Source organism: Roseateles sp. UC29_93, from assembly GCF_042695725.1.
Taxonomy (GTDB): domain Bacteria; phylum Pseudomonadota; class Gammaproteobacteria; order Burkholderiales; family Burkholderiaceae_C; genus Roseateles; species Roseateles noduli_A.
In genome coordinates, this window is the sequence record NZ_CP170545.1 from 3,697,959 (window position 1) to 3,720,869 (window position 22,911).

Here is a 22,911-nt window from a genome sequence, read left to right on the forward strand (position 1 = left end):
GCCATCGCCGACGCCCCTCCGAAGAGGGCCGCCGTCGGCGCAGAACACGAAAGACACACCATGCTGGACATCACCCTGCTGCGCAAGGATCTGGACGCCGTCATCGAGCGCCTCCAACAGCGCAAGAACCCACAACCGTTCTTGGACGTCGAGCGTTTCAAGACGCTGGAGACCGACCGCAAGCAGGTGCAGATCCGCACCGAGGAGCTGCAGGCCAAGCGCAACCAGCTGTCCAAACAGGTCGGCATGCTGAAAGGCAAGGGCGAGGACGCCAGCGCCGTGATGGCCGAGGTCGCCGGCATCGCCGACGAACTGAAGGCCGGCGCCGAGAAGCTGGACCTGATCCAGCATGAACTCAACACGATGCTGATGAGCGTCCCCAACCTGCCCGACGCCAGCGTGCCGGCCGGTGCGGACGAGACCGGCAACGTCGAGGTGCGTCGCTGGGGCCAGCCCCGCGAGTTCGACTTCGCCGTCAAGGACCATGTCGACCTCGGCGCTCCGCTGGGCCTGGACTTCGAACTCGGCGCCAAGCTGTCGGGCTCGCGCTTCGCCTTCCTGAAGGGCCCGGTGGCGCGCCTGCACCGTGCGCTCGCGCAGTTCATGCTCGACATGCAGACGCAGGAGCACGGCTACACCGAGTGCTACACGCCCTACATCGTCAACCGCGAGATCCTCGAAGGCACGGGCCAACTGCCCAAGTTCAAGGAAGACATGTTCTGGGTCCTGCGCGGCGGTGACGACGAACAGAGCGAGCAGTACCTGATCTCGACCTCGGAGATCTCGCTGACCAACTCGGTCCGTGAGAGCGTCCTCTCGGTCGATGAACTGCCGGTGAAGCTGACGGCGCACAGCCCGTGCTTCCGCTCGGAGGCCGGCTCGGCCGGTCGCGACACGCGCGGCATGATCCGGCAGCACCAGTTCGACAAGGTCGAGATGGTCCGCATCGAGCAGCCCGAGCACAGCATGGCCGCGTTGGAAGAGATGACCGGCCACGCCGAAGCCGTGCTGCAGAAGCTCGGCCTGCCGTACCGCACCATGCTGCTGTGCGCGGGCGACATGGGCTTCGGCTCGGTCAAGACCTATGACCTGGAGGTGTGGCTGCCGGCGCAGAACACCTACCGCGAGATCAGCTCGTGCTCGAACATGGGCGCGTTCCAGGCCCGTCGCATGCAGGCGCGTTTCAAGACTGCGCAGGGCAAGAACGAGCTGGTGCACACGCTGAACGGCTCGGGTCTGGCGGTGGGCCGCACGTTGGTCGCGGTGCTGGAGAACTACCAGCAGGCCGACGGCAGCATCACGGTGCCGGAAGCGCTGCGTCCTTACCTCGGCGGCAAGGACGTGCTGAAGGCCTGAGCTGGCTGGTAGGGCGGGGAGAGCGGCCGCTGAAGCGGCCGCCGACGCGTCTTTCGCACAAACTCACGCGAGTTCTTGCCAAGGCCTCCAAAACCTCGCTATACTCTTAGGCTTAGTCGCTAACAACCACAGCGATCACCGAATTCCGGAGAGGTGGCAGAGTGGTTGAATGTACCTGACTCGAAATCAGGCGGACGGAAACGTCTCGGGGGTTCGAATCCCCCCCTCTCCTCCAAAATAGCTTGTTAGATCAAGCACTTAGAAAACCCGCCTCGAGCGGGTTTTCTTTTGTCCGCAGTGAGTAAATTGGAGTTTCCACAACTCCGTTGCGTAACTCACCGGCACCGGTTCCCGAATCGCCAGCGAGGGCGATGGCGGCCTCAACGCATATGCAGCGAACTCAAGCTCATGGGCCGGCTTGCCGCCAGTCGTGGGGCCTCGGCCAGCACGTTCAGGTCGGCCAGGAACTGCTCGAACTCGCGGCCCTTGTCGTAGAAGGCGTTGGCGCCGCTTTGCACGCACAGCGGTCCATAGATCTCCGACTCGCGGTTGCTGAGGACCAGGATGGTCCCGCCGAAGCCGGCCAGGCGCAGCTTGCGCAGCACCTCCAGCCCGGAGCCCGAGGCCAGCGCCAGGTCCAGCACCACGACGTGCGGGCGCGTCAGTCCGACGGTGCACAGCGCCTCCGCCTCGGTGGCGGCAAGGCCGACGACCGACAGGAAGGGCTGTTCCTTCAGTGTCGCCAACAGATGCTTGCGGACCAGCGGGGAGTCTTCGACAAGAACGACTTTCATGTATCAATTTTGCGCTTTTAAAATTGACAGAACCATGTGGAAAACCGAACGGTTGCGCTACCACGTGACATTCTCTGGACGTCGTCGATGACAAGCCCCCATCCGGGGGCGTCGCCGAAGGAGGTGCCGTCCCTGCCTTGTGGCTCCGGGGAGCCAGGCGCACACTGGACCGAACCCCCACCGCGATGGCTCGCAACGAGGCAATGAATCCATCCGGCCCGTCCGCCGATCGAGGGCCCCGCCGTCGCTCCGTCGTGGGCGGCCTGGCGCTCGCCTGGGGGGCCTCCGTGTGGGGAAGTCCCCGACCCCGCGTGCTGCGCGCGCTGGTGGAATCCTGGCCGCCTTATCTCGTGCCCGGCACCGATGGGAGCGTACGCGGCCTCGATGCGGAGCTGCTGCAGGCGATCTGCACGCAGGCGGGTTACGAGCTGAACTGGGTCCGCGGCTCGGCGCAATGGCGCAAGCGGCGCTTCCGCGAGTTGCTGAACGACCAGTTCGATGTGATCTTCTCGGCGACGCCGGTGCCCGGTCGGGGCCGGATCGTCATGTACAGCCGAACCTATCGGAACGAGGCCTTCATGGTCGCGGCGGCGGACCGCCGCGATCCCCGGCTCGATGGGCTGAAGGGCTTCGAGCAGGTGCTCCAGCGTCGCATCCCGTTGCTGCACGTGGACGCGCTCGGCCTCGGTGCCGACTTCGAGGAATGGCGCAAGCGCCTCTCCGACGCAGGCCTCCTGCTCCCTTACCAGACCACGCGCCAGGGCGTCGACATGCTGCAGTTCGGACGCGCGTCGTTGATCCTCGGCGACGACCTGGACGTCCATGCGCAGGCGCGCGCCTCGGGCGTGCGCCTGCTGCGGCAACCTTCGGGCACAGCGTGCAGCCCGTGTGCCTGATGCTGAGCCGCCGTCGGCTCGACGAGCGCGACCTGGCGCGCATCGACCAGGCGATCCAGGTGTTGGAGCAGCGGGGCGCACTCGCCGCGATCCGGCGGCGCCACGGCGCGACCTGAGCGGGATGACACCGCATCGCCGCCTGACGATGGCAGACTCGGCGACGACCCCTTTCCTGGAGCGTTGCCGTGAGTGAATCCCTTGAGTCCCCCGACGCCTTCGACGCCATCGTCATCGGAGCCGGCCAGGCCGGCCCCGCGCTGGCTGAGCGCATGTCGCAGGCCGGCTGGCGCGTTGCTGTCATCGAGCGCTCGCGCGTCGGCGGCACCTGCGTCAACACCGGCTGCATCCCGACCAAGGCAATGGTCGCCAGCGCCCATGCCGCCTGGGTCGTGCGCGAAGCCGCGCGCTGGGGCGTGCGGGCGCCGGCGCAGTCCGGCGTCGATCTGCCCGCCGTCATCGCGCGCAAGGAGCGGATCTCCGGCCAGTCGCGCCAGAACGTCGAGCAATGGCTGCGCGGCATGGACAAGGTCGAGCTCGTCATGGGCCACGCGCGCTTCGAGGATCCGCACACCGTCAGCGTCGACGGACGGCGCCTGCGTGCGGACCGCTTCTTCATCAACGTCGGCGGCCGCCCCGCGCAACCGGGCGTCGAGGGCCTGGACTCGGTGCCCTGGCTGACCAACGCGTCGATCATGAAACTCGACGAACTGCCCAGGCACCTGGTCGTCGTGGGCGGCAGCTACATCGGACTGGAGTTCGCGCAGATGTTCCGGCGCTTCGGATCCGAGGTGACCGTCGTGCAGCGCGGCCCGCGGCTGGTGCCGCGCGAGGATGCCGATGTCTCCGAGGCCCTGCGCGGCATCCTTGAACGCGAAGGCCTGACCATCCGCACCGGCGCCGAATGCGTGAAGCTGGCGCCGGCCGAGGAGGGCGTCGCCGTGCGGGTGAACTGCCAGACCGGCGAGCCCGAGGTCCGCGGCAGCCACGTGCTGATCGCCACGGGCCGCAAGCCCAACACGGACGACCTGGGCCTGGACCGCGCCGGCGTGCGCGTGGACGAGCGCGGCAACATCGTCGTGGACGACCAACTGCGCAGCAGCGTGCCGCACATCTGGGCGCTCGGCGATTGCAACGGCCGCGGCGCATTCACGCACACGTCCTGGAACGACTTTGAAGTCACCGCGGCGAATCTCTTCGAAGGCGCCGCGCGCGGCGTCGGCGATCGCGTCGTGACCTACGCGCTGTACACCGATCCGCCATTGGCGCGTATCGGTCTGGGCGAGCAGGAAGTGCGAGCGAGCGGCCGTCCCGCGCTGATCGGCACGCGGCCGATGGCGCGCGTCGGCCGTGCGATCGAGAAGGGCGAGACCGAGGGCTTCATCAAGATCCTCGTCGATGCCGAATCGAAGGCGATCCTCGGCGCCATGGTGCTCGGCGTCGACGGCGACGAAGCGGTGCAATCGCTGCTCGACGTCATCGCGTCGAAGCGGCCGTACACCGACGTCACCGCCGGCGGTGTGCGCATCCACCCGACGGTGAGCGAACTTCTGCCCACGGTGCTGCAGTCGTTGAAGCCGCTGTGAGTCGCCACTGATGCGCCGCTGATGCGCGGTTGATGCGCGGTTGATGGGTCGCGAGGACGGAGCCCCCGTCGGGTATGGGCCTTGCCATGCGTGCTCACCGCATGGTGCGGCTTCAAGAGGCTCGCGATGGACCGTCCTGCACAACGACGCCCCGGCATCACGCCGACGCTCTCCGCCGTGACGACGGCGAACCCCGCGCCGTCGCTGCATGTCGTCGAGATCATCGGTGCCGTCCCGCCGGACGAAGCGGCGGACGATGACGCTTCGCTCGCCTCGGCGTCGGACCGAGTCGGCGCCACGCAACTGGTGGCGCGGCTCGTGGAGCGGCTGGGCAGCAGCGGCAACGTCCGCTTCACCGTCGTGTGCCCGGCGGACGGGCCGTACGCGGAACGGCTGCGCGGACTGGGTGCGGACATCGTGATCGTCGCCATGCCCGATGACCCCCCGTGGCACGCGATCCAGGTCCTCATCGGGCTGATCCGCAACAAGCAGGCGGCGGTGCTTCATGCGCATCTGCCGAACGCGCATCGCCTCGCCGGCCTGGCCGGAGGCATCACGCGCACGCCGGTACTCGCCACGGTGCAGGGCGTTCAGCTGGACATGCCCGATCTGGAAGTACATCGCCTGATCGCGAGCCAGCTCAGCGTGGTCACCGAGGCGAGCTACTTCCACGCGCTGGGGCTGGGTCTCTCGCCGGACCGCATCAGCCTCGACCCCTTCGACGCGCAGGCCGACGAAGAGACGGCGCAGAACAGCCTTGATGCGATCGGGCAGCGGCTGCGATCGCTCGCGGCACCGGCGGAGTCGCGTGGCGCGGCGCAGGCCCGCGCGCTCGTTCAACCGCTGGCGCAGGAAGTCGTCGCTGCGGCCACTGCCGGTACGCCGGTCGCGATCCGCGCGGTGCTCGATGAACTCGAGCCTTCACCCGCGCAGACCGCGACGTTCAAGGGGTGATCGGCAAGCGGCGCGGGCATCGGGATTGCCAGTCTTCTCTTGCAAGGGTGCTGTGATGGTTCGAGATGCGATACGACGCAAACCGGACCACGCGGGGCCCCCGGCAAGACCTCAATCCACAGCTTCCAGGAGATCCACCATGAACCCCCGTTCCAAGATCACCACCGTGGCAATGGCGATTGCGCTGGCTTCCGGCGTCGGCTTCCTTCACGCCCAGAGCGGCGGCCAGGGCGGCAGCTCCGGCTCCGTCGGCGCGCGCGACCAGACCAATGATCCGCTGTCCAACAACAACAACCAGGGCAAGGCGCCGCCCGCCACTCCGGCGGCCAATCCGAGCACGGGCCAGCCCGCGACCGCCACGGACATGCAGAACAGCCAGCCGGCCACCAGCAGCCAGAACAACGGCAACAACACCACGACCGAGCAGCGTCAGGACCCCAACGTCCGCACGCAGACGGACCCGATGCCGATGAGCGCGCCGAGCGCTGGTACCTCCTCGACGGACATGTCGACGACGAACACCGACAGCACGCTGCCGGCCCGCGCCGACCGCAACTGATCCCGCTGTCATCACCGCGCGAGGCGGCCCGAGGGGCCGCCTTTTTCATGGGCGCGGCGGTCCTTGCGCGACCCCGCCGTACGTCCGACGGCAGCGAGATTGCCGCGCTGCCTTGCCAGTACCTTGAACGCTGCCTGAAGCTGCTTGAACGCTTTCAGCGCGCCCGGCGCGCAAGCCACACGCCGACCGCGACCAGTGCCATGCCGGCCATGGCGAGTCCGGTCAGCGTCTCCCCGAACAGCGCCCAGGCGATCAATGCGGTCGTCGGCGGGGTCAGGTAGAAGAGACTGGCGACATTGACCGCGCTGCCGCGACGGATCAGCACGTTCAGCAGACTGACCGCGCCCAGCGACAACACCAGCACCAGCCAAGCCATCGCGAACACGAACGGGCCGGTCCAGTGCACGTCCATCGTTTCGGTTGCCGCCGCGAGCGCGCCGGTGACGAGCAGGCTGGGCACGAACTGGATGATCGAGCCGGTGCGCAAGTCGAAGGACGGACAGAACTTCTTCTGGTAGAGCGTGCCGGCGGTAATGCCGATCAAGGCAATCACGGCCGGCAACAGCATCGTCAGCAGCGCGTTGCCGGGCACCGCCGCGATCTTCTGCGCGACGACGAGTCCGACGCCGAGGAAGCCCAGCGCCAGACCCAGCCACTGCATCCGGTCGATGCGCTCGCCGAGGAACGCCCGCGCGCCGAGTGCCGTGACCAGCGGCTGCAGGCCGACGACCAGGGCGGTGATGCCCGCCGGCAGTCCATGCGCGATCGCGGTGAACACGCCGCCCAGATAGACGCCATGCACCAGCAGGCCGGTCACCGCGATGTGCCCGCACGCGGCCATCGAGCGCGGCCAGGGCGCGCGCAGCACCAGCACCACGGGCAGCATCAGCGCGATGACGGCGGCATAACGCCACGCGAGGAAGGTCAGCGGCTCTGCGTCCGGCAGGCCGAACTTCGCGCCGATGAAGCCGGTGCTCCAGACGGCGACGAAGAGCAGCGGCAGCAGGCCGCCGGCCGAATGACGGGCCGGGTCAGCCGGCATCCAGTTCAACCTGATCGAGGTTGCAGATCGCGCCGTTGCCGCCTGGTTGCTGATACGAGACACGGTGGATCCGCTTTCCGGCCAGATGCGCCGCGAGCAGCGTCGCGTAGAGCCCCTTCTTCTCTGCGGAGATGTAGGCGACGTCGTACATGCACTGCTGGCCGAATGGCTCCTTGAAGTTCACGTAATAACCGGTCCCTTGTGCCGCCAGGAGTTTGATGTTCTTGAAGTTCTCCGTGAAAGTCGGAACCGACTGAGCCGCCAGGGGCGGTGTGGCGCCAAGGATGGCGGTGATGGCCACGGCCGAGGCGGCCATCCTGGTAAGACGCTTGCGAGCGTCGCTGCGGGTCTGCATGGTGATCTCCCTCAATGAAGCGGGCGATTCTCGCAAATCGGCACGCCGCGCAACCAGGCATGCGCCGCGCTTGCGGAACTACTGCACCTGGCCTCGGGTCAGCGTCGGAGCGAGCCGGGCCGTCGTCTGAGACGAAGGGACCGGTTGAGTGTCGGGCGCGGCCATGACCGGCGCGTCCCAGCCGCCGCCGAACGCGCGGAACGCGGACACGGCTGCGCGGGCGTGGTTCGCGTCCAGCTGCGCGAGCTGGTCGCGTGCGCCGAGCAGCAGGCGATCCTCCTGCAGCACCTCGATCAGGCTGGCGGCGCCGCCCTTGTAGGCGTCCTCGGCCGCGTCGCGCGCGACCTGGTGCGCGCGGACCTCCTGTGCGAGGTCGCCGCGTTGCTGCTCGAGCTCGGAGAGCGTGACGATCGCGTTCTCGACATCCTCGGTCGCGCGCAGCATGCGCTGGCGCACCTGCGCGAGCGCTTCGGCCCGTGCGCCGCGTGCCTGCGCGACCTCGGCGTCGACGCGGCCGAAGTCGAACAACCGCCAGTGCAATCCGAGCAGGGCCTGCGGCTGGAAGGCCTCCGAGCTGAACAGCCCACCATGCAGGCTCGACGCACCGAGCACGCCGCCCAGCGTCAGGCGGGGGTAGTACTCGGCCGTCGCCACGCCGATGCGGGCCTGGCTGGCGTCGAGCTGGCGCTCGGCGGCGATGACGTCGGGACGACGGCGCATCAACGTCGCGGGCGTGAGATCGCCCGGCAGCGACGGCACGCGATACGTCGAGGACAGCGAGGACTGCGAGGACGTCGAGGACCGCGAAAGCGTCTGCGAGGTCGACATCAGCTTCGCCGCATAGGTGCCGGCTTGCTCGCCCATCAGCACGTCCAGGCGATGCTGCTGCTGCGCGAGCTCTGTCCGCAACGGCGGCAGCGTGCCGCGCGCCTGCAGTTGCAGCGCCTGCGCCTCGGCAACTTCGCGCTGCGCGGCGAGCCCGCCCTTGAAGCGATCCTGGATCAGTTGCAGCAATTGCGACTGCGTGCGCAGATGGGCCTCGGCGACCTCGATGCGGGCTTGCGCGCCGCGCACGCGGAAGTAGGCGTCGGCGGCTTCCGCGGCGACGGTCACGCGGGCACCCAGCCGCGCAGCCTCGGCGGCCTGCCATTCCGCGACGGCCGCGGCCTCGCCCTGGCGCAGGCCGCCGGCGAGGTCCGCTTCCCAGCTCGCGCCGACGCCCAGCGTCTGCAGGGTCTGATTGCGGTCGTAGCCGGGAAAGCCGTGCGCGAGCGAGCCTTCAGGGCTCTTCAATGACTGGCGCTGGCTCAGCAACTGTCCCTGGACCGCGCCTTGAGGCAGCCGCAGCGCGCCGGCGCCTTGCGCCGCGGCGCGCGCCTGCTCGACACGCGCCAGCGCGATGGCGAGGTCCAGGTTCTGATCCAACGCGCGCTGAATGATGGCGGTCAGCGCGGGATCGTCGAAGTCCTGCCACCAGGTGCCGAGCGTGGCCGGCGCGGCGCCGTTCTGATGCTGCGCGATCAGGGCCTGACCGGCGAAGCGATCGTCGAGCGCGCGGGGGCGCTCCCCGGCGCCCGGCATCTGGGCGCAGGCGACGAGGAAGGCCGCGAGCGCGAGCGGCGCGAGCCGGGCCAGCGGGCGGAGGGAGGCGGAATGCAGGAGCGTCATGGCGGGTCTCCTAGGGAATCGAAGGGTTCGGAGCGAGTGAGGGCGGTGGGTCGTCGGCATCAGCGCGGATCGCTGCGCATCAATGCGCATCGGCGGAGGGTGCGGCCGGCGGCGCGATCTTGCGCAGCATCGGCACGAACACCAGCGCGACGACGAAGCAGCCCATCACGATGAGGAAGGCGTCGGCGAAGGTCATCGTCAGCGCCTCGCGGTAGGTCAGGGACCAGAGCTGGCGCAGCGCGGCGGTGGCCGCATCGCTCGACGGCATCGAGGCCGACAGCGACGAGCTCACCGAGGCCAGCAACTGCGTCATCGACTCGTTGCTGGTGTTCAGGTGCTCGGCCAGACGTTGGAAGTGCAGGTTGGTGCGGTCGTTGAGGATGGTCGCGCAGGCCGCGATGCCGATGGCGCCGCCGAGGTTGCGCATCAGGTTGAACAGCCCCGACGCCAGCTTGAGCCGCGACGGCGGCAGTGCCCCGAGCGCCAGCGTCACCACCGGCGGCACGCAGAGCTGCTGGCCCATGCCGCGCAGCGCCTGCGGCAGCAGCAGCTGATGCGAGCCCCAGTCATGCGTGATCGGCGCGAACTCCCACATCGAGATCGCGAAGAGCGAGAGCCCGGTGAAGAGGATCCAGCGCAGGTCGAAGCGGCTGGCGAGGAAGGCGTAGAGCGGGATCGACATCACCTGGAACACGCCGGTCGAGAACACGGCCAGGCCGATGTCGAGCGCGCCGTAGCCGCGCACGCGGCCGAGGAACAGCGGCGTCAGGTAGATGGTCGCGAAGATGCCGATGCCGGTGATGAAGGAGAACAGGCTGCCCAGTGCGAAGTTGCGGTCCTTGAGCGCGCGCAGGTCGACGATGGGATGGGGATGCGTCAGGCTTCGGGCGATGAAGGCGACGCCCGTCACGCCGGCGATCCACGCGGTGGCGACGATGGTCGAGTCGCTGAACCAGTTCCAGCGCGGCCCTTCCTCCAGCGTGTATTCCAGGCAGCCCAGGAACACCGCGAGCAGCACCATCGACAGGTAGTCGGCGCCCTTCATCATGGCGAGGTTGGGCTTGTCGACGCGCACCATCAGCGGCACGACGACGGTGACGACCAGGCCCGGCAGCAGGTTGATGTAGAAGAGCCACTGCCACGACAGGACGTCGGTGATGTAGCCGCCGACGACGGGACCGAGCGTCGGCGCGAGCGAGGCGATCGCGCCGATGGTGGAGGCTGCGATCACGCGCTGCTTGCCGCTGAAATATAGGAAGGCCGTGGTGAAGACCATCGGGATGATCGAGCCGCCGAGGAAGCCCTGCAGCGCGCGGAAGGCGATCATGCTCTGAATGTTCCAGGCCAGGCCGCACAGCAGGCTGGCGATCGTGAAGCCTAGTGCCGAGGCGGCGAAGAGCCAGCGCGTGGACATCACGCTGGCGAGCCAGCCCGAGAGCGGGATCACGATGATCTCGGCGATCAGGTAACTGGTCTGCACCCAGGTGGTGTCGTCCGCGCCGGCCGAGAGACCGCCGCCGATGTCGCGCAGCGAGGCCGACACGATCTGGATGTCCAGCAACGCGATGAACATGCCGACGCACATCGTCGCGAAGGCCAGCACCTTGTCGCGCGTCGTCAACTGGTCGATGGGGATGACGATGTCGGACCAGAAGGGCGGGCGCTTGCGCGAGGGGGCCGCCGTGTCCGCGGGCGCCCCGGCGCCCGGCGTGGCGGGGAGGGCGGTGCTCATTGCACGCTCGCCGTGGCCGTGGCCGTGGTCGCCTTGGCGGCGCTCGTAGTGGGGGCCGCGCTGGCGTTCTTGGTGCCTGCGCCGGCGTGGTTGGTGTCGATCTCGACGACGACGGACAGGCCGGGGCGCAGGCGGCCGAGGCGATCGTCGGCGGGATCGAGCTGGATGCGCACCGGCACGCGCTGGACGATCTTCGTGAAGTTGCCGGTGGCGTTCTCGGCGGGCAGCACGCTGAACTGCGAGCCGGTCGCCGGTGCGAGGCTGCCGAGCGTGCCATGCAGCACGACGCCGGGCCACGCATCCGCGCGGATGTTCACCGGCTGGCCGGTGGTCATGCGCGCGAGCTGGTCTTCCTTGAAGTTCGCGTCGACCCACAGGCCTTGCGCGGGGACCACCGACAGCAGCGGCGTGCCGACGCCGACGTAGGTGCCGAGCCGCGCCTTGCGGTTGCCGATGTAGCCGTCGCGCGGCGCGCGCAGTTCGGTGTAGCCGAGGTTGAGCTGGGCGATGTCGCGTTCGGCCTTGGCCTGGTCGAGCGCGGCCTGCGCCTGGCGCTTCTGCGTGGCGATCACGTCGAGCTGGCGCTCGGCCGCCTGCTGCTCGGCGCGTGCGCGGGCGGAGCCTGCCTGCGCGGTCTTGAAGTTCGCCTCGGCGCGTTGGCTGCTTTCGACCGACACGGCCGCGCGACCGACCAGGTCCTTGTAGCGCGCGAAGTCGTCGCGGGCGCGCTGTTCTTCGGCGGAGGCGGCATCGATGCCGGCGCGGGCCTTCGCGATCACGGCCTGCTGCAGCGCGGCGGCCGCGCCCAGGTTGGCGATCGCGGCGTCCTGCGCCTCGACCGCGCCGATGGTGCGCTGCAGCGCGGCCTGGTAGTCGCGGCTGTCGATGCGGGCGAGCAGGTCGCCGGCGTGGACGAACTGGTTGTCGGTGACCGGCAGTTCGGTGATGTAGCCGGTGACCTTCGCGCCGATCACGGTCACGTCGCCGCCGACATAGGCGTCATCCGTCTCTTCATGGAAGCGGCCCACCGTCCACCAGTGCGCGCCGTACGCGCCGGCCCCGAGCACGACGGCGGCCAGCACCGCCCATTTCAGGGAGGCGCGGCCGAGGGACCTGCGCGGCGTGGCGTCGGGCGCGACCGTCGCGGGGGTGGCCGCGGCTGTCGTGGCTGCGGGGGAGACGGAAGGCGTTGAAGCGGTCATGGAAGGACTCCGGCGTCGAGGGCCCGCCGGGCGGCGAGCGATGGAGCGGACTATAGGAACGTCACTTTCATCATGGAAGTCACTTGGTGCGGAATGCACTGTTGCGGATTCGTCAACTAACTTGCATGATGAAAGTCAGTGAGAATCGCCGGAACGCCGTCGCGCCGATCGGGTGCGGCGGCCTCGGCACCACAAGGAGACCCCGATGCGCCGCACGAGCTTCGAAGACATGGCCTGCCCGGTCGCGCGGGCGACGGACATCCTCGGCGACAGCTGGAGCATGCTGATCCTGCGCGAGGTGTTCTACGGGCATCACCGCTTCGACGAGTTCGTGACCGAGCTGGGCATCGCGTCCAACACGCTGACGCGCCGGCTGGGGGAACTGGTGGAACGGGAGCTGCTCGAGAAGCGGCTCTACAGCGACAAGCCGCCGCGCTATGAGTACGTGCTGACGCAACGGGGCCGCGACCTGCGGCCGGTGATGCTGGCGCTGCTGACCTGGGGCAACAAGCACGCGGCGTTGAAGAACAAGCCGGTGCGCCTGATCGACACGGAGACCGGGGAGCCGGTGGAGCTCAAGCTCATCGACGCCCGCACCGGCAAGGCGATCGGGCCGCAGCACAAGGTGGAGCGACGATCGGGGCAGCCGAAGAAGGTGGAGCTGTTCGCCTTCGACGGCGTGGTGCCGACCGCGGACGAAGCGGCTTAGACCCTGACGGACGTCGCCGTCAGCGCTGAACCAGCGCGAGCTTGACACCCAGCCCCACGAAGGCGGCCGCGAAGCCGCGGCGCATCCAACGCAGCATCGGCGGGCGCGTGAGCACGCGATCGCGCATCGCGGCGGCGAAGACGCCGTAGACCGCGAACACGGCGAAGGTCATCGCCATGAAGACGAGGGAGAGCTCGATCATCAGCGGCGTCGGGTGCGGCTCATCGCGGGCGATGAATTGCGGCAGGAAGGCGAGGAAGAAGATCGAGAGCTTCGGGTTGAGCAGGTTCACGAGGGCCGCGTGGGTCACGACCTCGCGCGCGGAGCGTTGCGGGCCGTCCGTGTCGACGGCGAGCGGTCCGCTGTCCTTCAGCGACATCCAGGCCATGTAGAGCAGGTAGACGACGCCGACGTACTTCACCGCGTCGAAGGCGACGGCGCTGGCGTGCAACAGCGCGGCCAGGCCGGTGATCGCGGCCAGCATGTGCGGGACGATGCCGATGGTGCAGCCGAGGGCGGCGTGGAGCGACGCCCGCGCGCCGCCCGACAGGCCGGCGGCGAGGGTGACCAGCGCGCCGGTACCGGGCGAGGCGACGACGATCAGCGAGGTGATCAGGAACTCGGGATTCGAGAGCGAGGAGAAGGGCACGACGGACCTCGGTGCGGTGAAGGCAGGGAGGTCATCGTCGGCGCACGCCGGTGGCGCGTCTTGGATGAAATTGCAGGCGCGTCTGTCGACCCATGGGCCCGTCGGCCCGTCGGCCTTGGCCCCCCTCGGTACTCAGCGAACTGGATGACCTTCAGTGAGCCTCGTGGCTTCAGCGAAGGGCGGCAGCGTACGCGCCTGGCGCGATGCCGAAGCAGCGGACGAAGTGGCGCGTCAGATGGCTCTGGTCGAAGAAGCCGCTGGCGGCGGCGACATCTGCGAGCGGCGTGCCGAGCGCGATCAGTCGGCGCGCGTGCTGCAGGCGGCGCTGCACGAGGTAGGCGTGAGGCGGCAGGCCGGTGGCGCGGGTGAAGCCGCGCAGGAACTGGAAGCGGCTGAGGCCCGCTTCGCGCGCGAGGTCGGCGAGGCTGACTGGCGCAGTGAGGTCGTCATCGAGGCGAGACCGTGCGATCGCGATGCCGACAGGGATCGCGGGCAAGCTGGCGGCGCGCGGCTGGAGAAGCGACTGCAGCAGCAGGAGCAGGGCGCCGTCGATGCGGAGCGTGTCAGTGGCCCCGGTCGGCGTGCCGGCCATCGCATGGAAGAGCGCCTCGAAGCGGCCGGCGATGCGGTCGTCGTGCAGCGTGGGTCGGTGGAACTCGACGTCGCCGATAGCGCGGCCCTCCGCGATGTCGGCGACGAGATCGCCGACCAACTCGGGCGACAGGTACAGCATGCGCCAAGCGCGCCCGTGATCGCCGAGCGGCAGGCCATCGTGGACCTCGCCGGGGTTGACCGTGATGACATCGCCCGCGACGGACTCGACCATGCCGCGGCCGCTCGCGGTCTTCTGCGCGCCGCGATCGATGCGGCCGATGCCGAATTCATCGTGGATGTGACGCGGGAACGCCTTCGCGCTGTCGGCGGCGACGATGTCGACGCCGAGGAGCGGGCAGGGGAGGCGGGTGAAGGCGGGCATGGATGCGACGTGGGGATGCTGCGACTCTAGCAACCCCGGCCCGCGCCGACCTCAGGGCGCGGGGTCGCCTGCGGCGAGTCCGTCGCAGCTGGTTTCCTGGATCCCGCAGATCCGGTCCACCCAGGCCCGGAACCGGCTCGGCGGCAGGCCGGCGCGCGCGGCGGCGTCGATCTTCAGCGAGCTTCGATCCTTGGCGGGGAAACGCTGGTCGGCGAACTCCACCTGGGCCCACTTGCCGTTGCAGTCCGCGAGGCGTCCGGCCGCGACGACGACGTCGTTGTCGAAGGTCTCGTTGTCGCCGATGCGCAGCACGGCGGCCGCCTTCGCGCTCGGCCGGGCGCGACCGACATCGGCCTGCGACTTCACGGTCAGCTTGCGGCCGCTGACCCAGCCTTCGCCCGAGAACATCGGACGCGCCGGGCGATCGGTCAAAGCCTCGTTGTCGCTGGCGTTGCGGATCAGGAACCAGCCATTGCGCGCGCCGACGACCTCGACTTCGACGCGCACGCCGTAGTTCATCGAGGCTTCGACGAAGGTGGGCGGCAGCTTGCCGAGGACCTTGGCGGTGGCGTTCGGCGCGGCGCGGACGTTGAGTCCGGCGGGATCGGTCTCGGCGACGAAGGCGCCGAAGTTGCAGGTGCTGGCGGCCCGCTCGGCGGCCGGCGTCGGGGCGCTGTGTACGAAGGTGGCGCAGCAGGCGGCCGCAATCAGCAGAGCGATGTTGCGCAAGGGGCGGTCGATAGTCATGGAAAGAAGCGTGATGCCGGAGGCAGCGGAGCGCCGTCAGCGCAGGAGATCCAGCGTGCGCTGATCCGGCTGGCCGTCGAAGTAGCGGTCCAGCGCCCCGATGAACACGGCCTCGTCGCCCGATGCCTTCGCGAAGAGCGTCAGCGACGAGCGGAACTTCATCGCGTCCACGGAACCGAGGATCTGCTCGGCGGTCTTGTTGCGGTGGGTGTTCATCAGCGCGACGCACTCGCGCAGACGCGGCCCGAGGACTTCGTGGTCGAGATAGGCGATCGCCTCATCCAGCGACTGGATCCCGTAGAACTGCGCGGTGCTGCTCACGCCCAGCCCGCGCAGCTGCGGGAAGAAGTACCACATCCAGTGGCTGAGCTTGCGGCCGCGTTTCAGTTCGGCGAGGACGTCGGCGATTTGCGGAGCTTGAGCGTCCAGGAAACGTTGAAGGTCGTGAGGCGAAGACATATCTGCTTCATTCCTTTGCTTCGTTCGAACTCTAGCAAGGCGCACCGGCGATCTTCTCGGAACCGGATCCTCCCCTGGATTGATGAGATTCAGCGGGGAACTCAAGGGTTCTACCGCTTCCAGCGCTGCCCCTGGAACTGAGACTGCACTCTCCAGTGAGGGAGAAGCGATATGGCACAGACCATTTCCCGCCGCCGGCTGCTGCTCGGCGGCCTGTTGGCGATAGCCGTCGGCAGTGTTGAGGCCAAGGGCCGACGAGGCGGAGGGGGCAGTCGGCGTCATGCGCCGTCGAGTCCAGGTGGAGGCAATGGCGGTGGATGTGGCTCGCGAGGTGGCCCGGGAGGACCCAGGGACAAGAACGGCAAATGCCCCGGGTGGCGGAAATGATCCGTCGATTGCTCGTGCTTGCCCGTCTTGCGATCTTGACGGCGCCGCTCGCTGTGACGGCGTCCATCCCGCTCTCTGCTTGCGGAGGCGGAGGTGACGATGCAGTCGTCCCGAATGGGACGTGATATCAACATCTGTCGTAGCAATGTGGCGCTCTACAGTCGACTGCAGTAGACGCGTGGGACGACGACTTCCGGATAGCAAATCTTCTCGATGGCGGCATGCAGGTCTACCAATGCTCGATGCGTGTAGACGCGTGCTCCGGTGCTGCCCTTTGCTTCGTGACCCAGCAATGCGTCGATCAACGGTTCGGCCACATCTCCATTCGCAAGTGCACTGCGCACCGTATGTCGGAAGCAATGAAAGTCGGGGTAGCGCCCCATGCCCAGTTCGCGACGGTGCAGCCCAAACCAGTGGCTGAAGTAGCCGCCGGTCTTTCCATCGCGGCGGGGGACGTCAGGCCACAGCGGATCCTCTGGCGAGACAATCCTGTCCACGTACTCACCGAATCCCAGGCGGATCAGCTCGCTGTGCACCGGAACCTTGCGGACGGCGGCGCTGGTCTTCACCCGCAGGTCTTCGCCGTCATCGGTGATGTTCATGACCAGCATCCCGTTCACTGTCTCGATGTCCTGACGCCGCAGCTGTATCAGTTCGCTGATGCGGGCGCCGCTGAACATGCCCAGCAATGGGACCCAGTAGGCCGCAGCGCCGCCGCTCTTGATGTCGGTGGGGAGGGCGTAGCAGGCATGAAGCGGGGCCCCGATAAGGCTGTTCAACTCGTCCGGCGTCCATGGTCGTCGACGGTTCGTGGTCGTCGCGTCGATGTCCAGGCCTTCCCACGGCTGGCGGTGGATCAGCTCCAGCTCGACATGGGCGAACTTCAGCAGCGACTTCACCCAGGTCATGCGGTCGTGCGCCGTCTTGCTCGTAGTGGCGCGATCGGGGTGCTGCAGCCAAGCCCGGAACTCGACGCCATGGGCCCGCGAGAGCGCGGCAAGGGGAGGGTTGCCGGTCTGCTGTTCGAAGAGCGCCAAGGCCCGTTTGCAGGCTGCGACGGTGTCCTTGTTGCGGGACTTGGCCTCAGTCCATTTGCCGAAAACTTCGCGCAGGTATGCCGGCGGGGGCGCCGCGGGAGGCAGGGTGGTTGCGTAGTTGCCCGAAGCTGCCGGGAGGGGCAGGAGTTGCCCAGTGGCAGTGGGATGGCCCGCCGATGCCGTTGGAGGCAGTTCCCCGCGAAGGACTTCAGCGCGCAGCATGATGCCCTTGCTGATCGCTTCGCGGCGGCTGCAGGCCCCCAGGGACAGCACGACGCGTCCGCTGCGATAGCGCGACCGCCCCGGATGGTCCAGGGGCAGCACGACGCGCAGGTAGAAGCTGGGGCCGCGAGAAAACAGGCCGGTCAGGGTCGACATCGGGATCTCCAAGTGAAGACCTGAGACCCAGAAGTGACACAGCAAGTGATACAAAAGGCCTGCATCCGACGTCATCACGACGCTAAATGCTTGATTCTTAAGCCTTTTGTTAGATGAGGTTGACGAGCCTTACCCTCGGCACTGGTCACAACGGTTAGGGCTGCTTGGTTCCCCATCTGACCCGGTTGGCCGCGCTTCCATGCGAGGAGGCCCGTCACCTCGCATTCTATCCGAGCTTTCGAGGGGCTCCGGACGAGCCGCCCCCGTTCGTGCCGTCGCGCACCTCTCGCCGTGCGACCCGCGTGCGAACAACACCGCCCCGCCGTCGACTCACCCGTCGCGCCTGTGGTTAAATCCGCTCCGGACCTCGCGGGCGCCAGCCCTCCAGTGCCATCGCCGATTTACCAACTACTTGCGGGCGATCAACAAATGCGGCTAAAGCGTTGCGGCTCCGACTGCCCCCCGGGCCGGCAAACGCCGGTGATCTCTGTGGGCTCTCGGAGTTTTTTCATGTCCGCTCGTCTCGCCCAGTTCGATTCGCTGCTGTCCCGCCGCCGCGCCGCTCGCGCCACCACCACCGCGCCCGCCCAGCCCCCGCGTACCCTGCGCGACCCCTGGGGCGAACCGGTCGCCGAGTTCTCCCGCTTCCCGTCCGACCTCGAACTGCTCAAGGCCGCGTTCCGCCTCCAGGCCGACGACTGGATCGGCGCGCTCGCCGACGACGGCCAATCCCATCGCCTGAACGCCGCCTGGCGCCTCGCGCTGCTGCGCGCCGATCGCCATGGGCGCGCCCGCTTCTCGCGCGAGGTCGGCCCGCAGTGGCTCAGCTCGCCGCGCGTCGCGCGGCCCGGCGAACGTCCCGCCGCCCTGCGTCGCGAACTCCACGCCGCCGCCGTCCACCAACTCTGGCTGGCCGGCTGGAAGCTGGTCTGATCGGATGACGATGAGACGGCTGGCGCGGATCCTCCTTGTGATCGTCGCGCTCGCCGTCCTCGGTGTGGGGGCGCTCTGGCTCGCAGGTCGGGAACTCGCCGCACCGGCTTTCCGCACGATCGGCGCGCCGCCGCCGGTGCTGCAGGCGCGGCAGATCCAGCTGGTGACGTCCTCCGACGTGCTCGTGTCGGGCTGGTGGAGCCCCGGTCGTCCCGGCCTCGGCACCGTCCTGCTGCTGCACGGCGTGCGCGGCGATCGCCGCCAGATGCTGCGACGCGCGCAGCTGCTGCATCGGCAGGGACGCGGCGCGCTGTTGATCGACCTGCCCGGCCACGGTGAGAGCGGCGGCACCGCCATCACCTTCGGCTGGCGCGAGTCCGAAGCCGTCGTCGCCGCGCTCGAGTTCCTCGCCAAGGAGGCGCCTTGCGAGCGGCGCGGCGTCATCGGCGTCTCGCTGGGCGCCGCGTCGACCGTGCTGGCGCGAGACCGGCCGCGGATCGACGCCGTGGTGCTGGAATCGATGTACCCGACGATCGAGGACGCGGTCTCCGACCGCCTCAAGCTGCATCTCGGCGATTGGGCCGGCGGACTGTCGCCGCTGCTGCTGTCGCAGTTGCCGCTTCAGCTCGACATTACCGCGCAGCAACTGCGCCCGATCGACCACATCGCCGAATTGCACGCGCCGCTGCTGGTGATCTCCGGCAGCAACGACCGACACACCACCGCCGCGGAGACGCAGCGGCTCTTCGCCGCCGCCGCCGAACCCAAGTCCTTGTGGATGGTCCCGGGCGCGGCCCATGTGGACCTGTTCGACTTCGCGCCCGAGGACTACACGAGGCGGGTCTCCGCGTTCCTCGCGAACCGTCTGGAGAGTCCCACCTGCGTCCCCGACCTGGCGGCCGCGTTCACGCCGTGACGAGCCGCTCCGCGAGCCACGCCTCGGTGGCGTAGGGGAACGCGATCGTCGGCGCGCGCAGTTCCGCGTAGCGATCCTTCAAGGCACGCAGCCGATCCGCGACGATCGCTTGTTCCGCCTCCGGCAGCGCGGCGATGAAACTCACCGACAGGATGCGGTCGAGCACCACTTGCTCGAACGTTCCCACGTGGCTGTGCGGAAGCACCGTCCGCCGCAGCGGTCCGAAGAGCGACTGACCCTCGAAGGGCTGCTTCCACGTGCCCTTGTAGAAGCGCGGCGCATCGCCCTCGTAGGGGGTGACGATCTCGGTGATCTCGGCGACCCAGTCGCGCGATTCGTCCCGCACGTTCCAGATCAGGCCCAGTCGTCCGCCGGGCCGCAGCACACGATGCATCTCTCGCAGCGCCCGGTCGTTCGCGAACCAGTGGAAGGCCTGGGCGCAGACGAGCACGTCCGCATCGCCGTCGGCCAGCGGGATCGCCTCCGCCGTGCCCGCGAGCGCGCGCACGCCGGGCAGGCTTTCCGAGAGACGCGCGCGCATCGCGTCGACTGGCTCGACCGCCGTCACCGTCGCGCCGGTGCGCGCCAGCAGCTTCGTGAACTTGCCGGTGCCCGCGCCGAGATCGAGGACCCGCGCGCCCGCCTGGACGCCGAGCGCCTCGCCCAGCCAACCGGCGAGGGCGTCGGGGTACTCGGGGCGACCGCGCTGGTAGTTGTCGGAGGCGCTCGTGTAGCCGCGCTGCGCGGCGTCGTGGATGGGGGTGTTCGAGGGCATCGGACGATCCTACGCCCGGCTGGGCGAGGCGGCGTCAAGCCCGCGTCGTCGGCGTGATCGCCCGTCGACCGAGCAGCCGTCCAGCGCCGATTCCTCGACCGATCGAGGCGCGTCTCAGAGCCCGAGCAAGACCTGACGCGTCACCGACACCGCCATCACATACGCGAGCGCCACCAGCGCGAGCACGTAGCCGAGGATGCGGAACTCCCCGCGCCCGAAGGCCCAGTGCCCGGTCGCGAAGTAGACGCCCAGCGCGATGAACTTCGCCGTCATCCAGGGCTCGTAGCGCGGGTCGTGGTGCAGCGCGCCCCACAGGCTCAGGCCGGACACGACGATCAGCACGTGGCTGCTGAACACCAGCGTGCGCAGCCGCTCGTCCGCCACCCACGCGGCGCCGAACTGATGCGCCAGCCCGCGGACGAGGAACAGCCCGATGCTGCACCACGCCAGCAGCGCATGCATCTTGACCATCGGGCCGTAGAACCAGTCCATGACCGGGGAGCTTCGTCACCCGGCGGGGGGATGTCAACCTGGGGAACGCGAGGCGGGCAGGGCGCCCGGCAAATCCCCCGACTTCCCTCGGAAGAGGGCCCTCTCCGCATCCCCCGCCGCCCACAACTTTGAGTCATGGCAGAACGCCTCTCGATTCCGAGAATGAGCGCATTGCATCGACGTGGGTCGGTGATGGAAAGGCAAGCAGCGATGTTGCAGCAAGTTGAAATCATGGAAGCGCCACAGATGGCGGCGCTGGAGTCGCACGCCACCGGTCGTGCGCGACCAGTGTGGGTGCACAGCAAGTCCCAGGCGCCGTATCTCTTCCGTCCGTGGATGAACCCCTGCGTGCCCGGCGAATGGCCTTATGACCTCCAGGCCTTGCGTGGCACGCAAGACTACGAAGACATCATCGACTGGTTCGCCCGCAAGCATCCGCATCTGCAGCGCGAGGACTTCGATACGGTCGACCGAGAGCTCGCCCGGTGCGCGGGGGGGCGGCAGATCAGTGTCCATGTGAAAAGGGATCCCGAGGAGTACGACCTGCTCTTGATGTTCACGCTCTTCGGCTATCCGCCGACTTCTGGCTACCCCTACGCGGAGGTTGAGGCATTTGAAGCATTGCACACGACGGTGCCGGCAATAGATCGCCTCTGGCTGACAGCGTTGGTCCGTACCTGCCCCGGTCGCTATGAGGACCGCCATCTGGTGAGGTGAGGACAGCGCAATGACAGTTTTCGATCCTGATGAGGTCCTTGTCGTCGCGCAACACTTGTTGACGCGAAACGACGAAGCGAGCAACCGCAGTGCAGTGTCCCGCGCCTACTATGGTGTGTTCCTGAGGGCGCGCGACATGGCGAACATTTCTGATCGGCATCCCAAGGTTCATCGATGGACGCTGGAGCACTACGAGCGAGAAGGGGAGAAGGCACTGGCCAAGAACTTGCGACTGCTGCGCGAGAGCAGGAACGACGCTGATTACGCGACCGATCGCCATGTGAGTCAACAGGACACCGATGACGCAATGAGGCGGTCCCGTCAGATCCGCGCCCAGCTCCAGGTGATCGCGGGCCGCGAGAAGTACCGCCTCGAACGAGGAAACAAGGTCGCGACCACAAATCCACCTGCATGAACGACGAAGGGCGCCTCAGCGCCCTTCATTCCTTCAGACCTGACCCCGCTCAGCGCAGTTGCAGATCGTCATCCCCGAAGCGGATGTCCAGCGGCTCGATCAACAACTGCTTCTCGCCATCCTCGACGCGGCCTGCGTCCCATGCGTCGATGCCGCAGGCCTTGGCGATCTCCACCACCTTCGCCGCCTGGTCCGCCTTCACGAAGATGGCGAAACCGGCGCCCATGTTCAGCGTCGAATAGGCCTCGCGGTCGTCCTGCTGCGCGTGGTCCTGGATGAACTTCAGCACCGGCGTCACCGGCGGCACCGTGTGGATGCGGTACGTGAACTTGCCGGGGTGGCGCAGCAGCTTGCGCCAGCCGTGGCCCGTGATGTTGGCGCAGTAGTGCGGCGTGATGCCGGCCTTGTACAGCGCCTCGGTCACCGGCGAGTACAGCGCCGTCGGCGCCAGCAGCGCGTCGCCGTAGGTCAGGCCCGGCTGCACCTCGGTCAGGTAGCCCTGCGGCAGGCGCTCCGTCAGCTTGCGCGCCAGGCTCAGGCCGTTGGCGTGGATGCCCGACGAGGCCAGCAGCACGATCGCGTCGCCCGCGCCCAGCTTGTCGCCGACCGACAGGCGTTCCTTCGGATTGATCAGGCCGGTGCAGGACGCGGCCAGGTCGATGCGGCCGCCTTCGACGATGCCCGCCAGCGCCGGCGTCTCGCCACCGCCCCAGGCGACCTGGCAGACGTCGCAGGCCTTCTTCCAGCCCGCCACCAGCGCCTGCGCGCGCTGCGCGTCGCCGAACCAGTCCGAGCCGCCCGCGGCCCAGTAGGCCTGCACCACCAGCGGCGTCGCGCCAACCGTGATCAGGTCGTTCACCGCCATCGCGATCGTGTCCTGCGCGATGCCGTCGTAGTAGCTCTTGCCGGTCAGCGTCGCCATCTCGTCGGCCACCAGCGTCTTCGTGCCCAGGCACTCGACGATCGACGCGATGTAGAACGGACCCACGTCGACGACGTACGCCGACTCGCCGCGCGATGCCTTCACCTCGGTGAAGCCGTGGGCGCTCAGGTGGCCGGCGGTCGCGGCCGCGGCGCGCTGGGCGCTGATCTTCAGCGGGTCGATCAGGTCGTAGTTGACGCCGGCCTGTTCGTAGCTCAGCGTGCCGGAGGAGGGATCGTGCGGGGTGCTCATGGGCGC

24 protein-coding genes, 1 tRNA gene and 1 other RNA gene are annotated in these 22,911 nt (G+C 68.3%); 11 read left to right on the forward strand and 15 right to left on the reverse strand.

What is annotated here, in order from left to right; all coding sequences use genetic code 11:
* Positions 1-60: 60 nt before the first annotated feature.
* Entirely contained in the window at positions 61-1,356 is a 1,296-nt protein-coding gene (gene serS, locus ACFJIX_RS17055; RefSeq protein WP_377153011.1) for a serine--tRNA ligase, read from the forward strand.
* Between the two features lie 147 nt (positions 1,357-1,503).
* Positions 1,504-1,591, forward strand: a tRNA-Ser gene (locus tag ACFJIX_RS17060).
* Between the two features lie 145 nt (positions 1,592-1,736).
* Here ACFJIX_RS17060 and ACFJIX_RS17065 read toward each other — a convergent pair.
* Positions 1,737-2,150, reverse strand: a complete 414-nt coding sequence (locus ACFJIX_RS17065) for a response regulator transcription factor (protein WP_377153013.1) — start codon at positions 2,148-2,150, stop codon at positions 1,737-1,739.
* 203 nt (positions 2,151-2,353) lie between these two features.
* On the opposite strand from ACFJIX_RS17065, the gene ACFJIX_RS17070 reads away from it, so the two are divergent.
* The 4 genes from ACFJIX_RS17070 (at position 2,354) to ACFJIX_RS17085 (ending at position 6,142) form a co-directional block, all read left to right on the forward strand.
* Positions 2,354-3,046 (forward strand): substrate-binding periplasmic protein, encoded by a 693-nt coding sequence (locus ACFJIX_RS17070; protein WP_377153015.1) that lies wholly within the window; start codon positions 2,354-2,356, stop codon positions 3,044-3,046.
* Between the two features lie 185 nt (positions 3,047-3,231).
* On the forward strand, positions 3,232-4,629 hold the full coding sequence (locus ACFJIX_RS17075) for an FAD-containing oxidoreductase (protein WP_377153017.1): 1,398 nt from the start codon (positions 3,232-3,234) through the stop codon (positions 4,627-4,629).
* Between the two features lie 126 nt (positions 4,630-4,755).
* On the forward strand, positions 4,756-5,583 hold the full coding sequence (locus tag ACFJIX_RS17080; protein WP_377153019.1) for a hypothetical protein: 828 nt from the start codon (positions 4,756-4,758) through the stop codon (positions 5,581-5,583).
* Between the two features lie 139 nt (positions 5,584-5,722).
* Positions 5,723-6,142: a hypothetical protein gene (locus ACFJIX_RS17085; RefSeq protein ID WP_377153021.1), complete on the forward strand. Its 420-nt coding sequence runs from the start codon at positions 5,723-5,725 to the stop codon at positions 6,140-6,142.
* 154 nt (positions 6,143-6,296) lie between these two features.
* On the opposite strand, the gene ACFJIX_RS17090 is transcribed toward ACFJIX_RS17085, so the two are convergent.
* From ACFJIX_RS17090 to ACFJIX_RS17110, 5 genes are all read right to left on the reverse strand, one after another.
* The gene (locus tag ACFJIX_RS17090; protein ID WP_377153023.1) at positions 6,297-7,184 is read right to left on the reverse strand and encodes a DMT family transporter; all 888 of its coding nucleotides are present in this window, start codon (positions 7,182-7,184) and stop codon (positions 6,297-6,299) included.
* On the reverse strand, positions 7,174-7,539 hold the full coding sequence (locus ACFJIX_RS17095; RefSeq protein ID WP_377153025.1) for a hypothetical protein: 366 nt from the start codon (positions 7,537-7,539) through the stop codon (positions 7,174-7,176). Before ACFJIX_RS17095 ends, ACFJIX_RS17090 begins: the two co-directional genes overlap by 11 nt.
* Positions 7,540-7,617: 78 nt before the next feature.
* Positions 7,618-9,207 (reverse strand): efflux transporter outer membrane subunit, encoded by a 1,590-nt coding sequence (locus ACFJIX_RS17100; protein WP_377153027.1) that lies wholly within the window; start codon positions 9,205-9,207, stop codon positions 7,618-7,620.
* A gap of 79 nt (positions 9,208-9,286) precedes the next feature.
* A complete protein-coding gene (locus ACFJIX_RS17105) occupies positions 9,287-10,939 on the reverse strand; it encodes a DHA2 family efflux MFS transporter permease subunit (protein WP_377153030.1) in 1,653 nt (550 codons plus the stop codon).
* Positions 10,936-12,141, reverse strand: a complete 1,206-nt coding sequence (locus ACFJIX_RS17110; protein ID WP_377153032.1) for an HlyD family secretion protein — start codon at positions 12,139-12,141, stop codon at positions 10,936-10,938. Before ACFJIX_RS17110 ends, ACFJIX_RS17105 begins: the two co-directional genes overlap by 4 nt.
* 205 nt (positions 12,142-12,346) lie before the next feature.
* On the opposite strand from ACFJIX_RS17110, the gene ACFJIX_RS17115 reads away from it, so the two are divergent.
* Entirely contained in the window at positions 12,347-12,850 is a 504-nt protein-coding gene (locus ACFJIX_RS17115) for a winged helix-turn-helix transcriptional regulator (RefSeq protein WP_377153034.1), read from the forward strand.
* A 19-nt stretch (positions 12,851-12,869) separates the two neighbouring features.
* Here the strand turns inward: ACFJIX_RS17115 and ACFJIX_RS17120 are convergent, their stop codons facing one another.
* The 6 genes from ACFJIX_RS17120 to ffs form a co-directional block, all read right to left on the reverse strand.
* Positions 12,870-13,499: a LysE family translocator gene (locus ACFJIX_RS17120; protein ID WP_377153036.1), complete on the reverse strand. Its 630-nt coding sequence runs from the start codon at positions 13,497-13,499 to the stop codon at positions 12,870-12,872.
* Between the two features lie 169 nt (positions 13,500-13,668).
* Positions 13,669-14,475, reverse strand: coding sequence for an AraC family transcriptional regulator (locus tag ACFJIX_RS17125; protein ID WP_377153038.1), 807 nt, complete (start codon positions 14,473-14,475; stop codon positions 13,669-13,671).
* A gap of 51 nt (positions 14,476-14,526) precedes the next feature.
* A complete protein-coding gene (locus ACFJIX_RS17130) occupies positions 14,527-15,222 on the reverse strand; it encodes a hypothetical protein (protein ID WP_377153040.1) in 696 nt (231 codons plus the stop codon).
* A 36-nt stretch (positions 15,223-15,258) separates the two neighbouring features.
* A complete protein-coding gene (locus ACFJIX_RS17135; protein ID WP_377153042.1) occupies positions 15,259-15,681 on the reverse strand; it encodes a DUF1810 domain-containing protein in 423 nt (140 codons plus the stop codon).
* Positions 15,682-16,223: 542 nt separating this feature from the next.
* Entirely contained in the window at positions 16,224-17,483 is a 1,260-nt protein-coding gene (locus tag ACFJIX_RS17140; RefSeq protein ID WP_377153044.1) for a tyrosine-type recombinase/integrase, read from the reverse strand.
* A gap of 118 nt (positions 17,484-17,601) precedes the next feature.
* Positions 17,602-17,699, reverse strand: an RNA gene (ffs, locus tag ACFJIX_RS17145) — signal recognition particle sRNA small type.
* A 294-nt stretch (positions 17,700-17,993) separates the two neighbouring features.
* Between ffs and ACFJIX_RS17150 the strand changes: the two genes are divergently transcribed.
* Both ACFJIX_RS17150 and ACFJIX_RS17155 read left to right on the forward strand, forming a co-directional pair.
* On the forward strand, positions 17,994-18,416 hold the full coding sequence (locus ACFJIX_RS17150; RefSeq protein WP_377153046.1) for a hypothetical protein: 423 nt from the start codon (positions 17,994-17,996) through the stop codon (positions 18,414-18,416).
* 4 nt (positions 18,417-18,420) lie between these two features.
* Positions 18,421-19,332: an alpha/beta hydrolase gene (locus ACFJIX_RS17155; protein ID WP_377153048.1), complete on the forward strand. Its 912-nt coding sequence runs from the start codon at positions 18,421-18,423 to the stop codon at positions 19,330-19,332.
* Here the strand turns inward: ACFJIX_RS17155 and ACFJIX_RS17160 are convergent.
* Together ACFJIX_RS17160 and ACFJIX_RS17165 are read right to left on the reverse strand one after the other, a co-directional pair.
* The gene (locus tag ACFJIX_RS17160) at positions 19,322-20,107 is read right to left on the reverse strand and encodes a methyltransferase domain-containing protein (protein ID WP_377153051.1); all 786 of its coding nucleotides are present in this window, start codon (positions 20,105-20,107) and stop codon (positions 19,322-19,324) included. The genes ACFJIX_RS17155 and ACFJIX_RS17160 overlap by 11 nt on opposite strands.
* Before the next feature lie 114 nt (positions 20,108-20,221).
* Positions 20,222-20,599: a SirB2 family protein gene (locus ACFJIX_RS17165; RefSeq protein ID WP_377153053.1), complete on the reverse strand. Its 378-nt coding sequence runs from the start codon at positions 20,597-20,599 to the stop codon at positions 20,222-20,224.
* Between the two features lie 162 nt (positions 20,600-20,761).
* Between ACFJIX_RS17165 and ACFJIX_RS17170 the strand changes: the two genes are divergently transcribed.
* On the forward strand, positions 20,762-21,316 hold the full coding sequence (locus tag ACFJIX_RS17170; RefSeq protein WP_377153055.1) for a hypothetical protein: 555 nt from the start codon (positions 20,762-20,764) through the stop codon (positions 21,314-21,316).
* Between the two features lie 10 nt (positions 21,317-21,326).
* On the forward strand, positions 21,327-21,731 hold the full coding sequence (locus tag ACFJIX_RS17175) for a hypothetical protein (protein ID WP_377153057.1): 405 nt from the start codon (positions 21,327-21,329) through the stop codon (positions 21,729-21,731).
* A gap of 49 nt (positions 21,732-21,780) precedes the next feature.
* Here ACFJIX_RS17175 and ACFJIX_RS17180 read toward each other — a convergent pair whose 3' ends face one another.
* The gene (locus tag ACFJIX_RS17180; RefSeq protein WP_331613085.1) at positions 21,781-22,905 is read right to left on the reverse strand and encodes an AIR synthase-related protein; all 1,125 of its coding nucleotides are present in this window, start codon (positions 22,903-22,905) and stop codon (positions 21,781-21,783) included.
* Positions 22,906-22,911 lie beyond the last annotated feature (6 nt).

Coding starts and splice junctions, on each gene's coding strand:
- serS (WP_377153011.1), top strand. CDS start 61: ATGCTGGACATCACCCTGCTGCGCAAGGATCTGGACGCCGTCATCGAG.
- ACFJIX_RS17065 (WP_377153013.1), bottom strand. CDS start 2,150: ATGAAAGTCGTTCTTGTCGAAGACTCCCCGCTGGTCCGCAAGCATCTG.
- ACFJIX_RS17070 (WP_377153015.1), top strand. CDS start 2,354: ATGAATCCATCCGGCCCGTCCGCCGATCGAGGGCCCCGCCGTCGCTCC.
- ACFJIX_RS17080 (WP_377153019.1), top strand. CDS start 4,756: ATGGACCGTCCTGCACAACGACGCCCCGGCATCACGCCGACGCTCTCC.
- ACFJIX_RS17085 (WP_377153021.1), top strand. CDS start 5,723: ATGAACCCCCGTTCCAAGATCACCACCGTGGCAATGGCGATTGCGCTG.
- ACFJIX_RS17090 (WP_377153023.1), bottom strand. CDS start 7,184: ATGCCGGCTGACCCGGCCCGTCATTCGGCCGGCGGCCTGCTGCCGCTG.
- ACFJIX_RS17095 (WP_377153025.1), bottom strand. CDS start 7,539: ATGCAGACCCGCAGCGACGCTCGCAAGCGTCTTACCAGGATGGCCGCC.
- ACFJIX_RS17100 (WP_377153027.1), bottom strand. CDS start 9,207: ATGACGCTCCTGCATTCCGCCTCCCTCCGCCCGCTGGCCCGGCTCGCG.
- ACFJIX_RS17105 (WP_377153030.1), bottom strand. CDS start 10,939: ATGAGCACCGCCCTCCCCGCCACGCCGGGCGCCGGGGCGCCCGCGGAC.
- ACFJIX_RS17110 (WP_377153032.1), bottom strand. CDS start 12,141: ATGACCGCTTCAACGCCTTCCGTCTCCCCCGCAGCCACGACAGCCGCG.
- ACFJIX_RS17115 (WP_377153034.1), top strand. CDS start 12,347: ATGCGCCGCACGAGCTTCGAAGACATGGCCTGCCCGGTCGCGCGGGCG.
- ACFJIX_RS17125 (WP_377153038.1), bottom strand. CDS start 14,475: ATGCCCGCCTTCACCCGCCTCCCCTGCCCGCTCCTCGGCGTCGACATC.
- ACFJIX_RS17130 (WP_377153040.1), bottom strand. CDS start 15,222: ATGACTATCGACCGCCCCTTGCGCAACATCGCTCTGCTGATTGCGGCC.
- ACFJIX_RS17135 (WP_377153042.1), bottom strand. CDS start 15,681: ATGTCTTCGCCTCACGACCTTCAACGTTTCCTGGACGCTCAAGCTCCG.
- ACFJIX_RS17140 (WP_377153044.1), bottom strand. CDS start 17,483: ATGTCGACCCTGACCGGCCTGTTTTCTCGCGGCCCCAGCTTCTACCTG.
- ACFJIX_RS17150 (WP_377153046.1), top strand. CDS start 17,994: ATGTCCGCTCGTCTCGCCCAGTTCGATTCGCTGCTGTCCCGCCGCCGC.
- ACFJIX_RS17155 (WP_377153048.1), top strand. CDS start 18,421: ATGACGATGAGACGGCTGGCGCGGATCCTCCTTGTGATCGTCGCGCTC.
- ACFJIX_RS17160 (WP_377153051.1), bottom strand. CDS start 20,107: ATGCCCTCGAACACCCCCATCCACGACGCCGCGCAGCGCGGCTACACG.
- ACFJIX_RS17165 (WP_377153053.1), bottom strand. CDS start 20,599: ATGGACTGGTTCTACGGCCCGATGGTCAAGATGCATGCGCTGCTGGCG.
- ACFJIX_RS17170 (WP_377153055.1), top strand. CDS start 20,762: ATGAGCGCATTGCATCGACGTGGGTCGGTGATGGAAAGGCAAGCAGCG.
- ACFJIX_RS17175 (WP_377153057.1), top strand. CDS start 21,327: ATGACAGTTTTCGATCCTGATGAGGTCCTTGTCGTCGCGCAACACTTG.
- ACFJIX_RS17180 (WP_331613085.1), bottom strand. CDS start 22,905: ATGAGCACCCCGCACGATCCCTCCTCCGGCACGCTGAGCTACGAACAG.